The 266-nt window shown below is 69.9% G+C and carries 1 pseudogene; it reads left to right on the top strand.

The window, feature by feature from the left end:
• Window positions 1-266: pseudogene (locus SB751_RS31375) on the top strand (hypothetical protein); the annotation flags it as partial.

The following is a 266-nucleotide window of genomic DNA, read 5'->3' as shown; positions in this document are numbered from 1 at the left end:
GGCACGGGGCTGCGCGAGCAGACCGCCGACGCCTCCGGGCTGTTGCTCCTGCAGCATCGCACGCTCTGCGACGCCATTCTGGCGCGGCGTCCCGAAGAGGCGCGCACGGCCATGCAGACGCATATCGAATTCGTGCGCGCGCGGGTCGGCGAGGAGAGCGGATTGTTCGAAACTGGTCCGACCAGTGGCGGTGAGCCCGGCGATCAAGCCGCTGGCAAGAAGGGCCGCCGATCCGCCGCGCCGAAGCTGGCGGACAGGTCAAAGCG

The sequence above is a fragment of the Cupriavidus sp. SIMBA_020 genome (assembly GCF_046535395.1).
GTDB classification, from domain to species: domain Bacteria; phylum Pseudomonadota; class Gammaproteobacteria; order Burkholderiales; family Burkholderiaceae; genus Cupriavidus; species Cupriavidus campinensis.
This window is presented reverse-complemented; position numbering and strand designations above follow the sequence as displayed.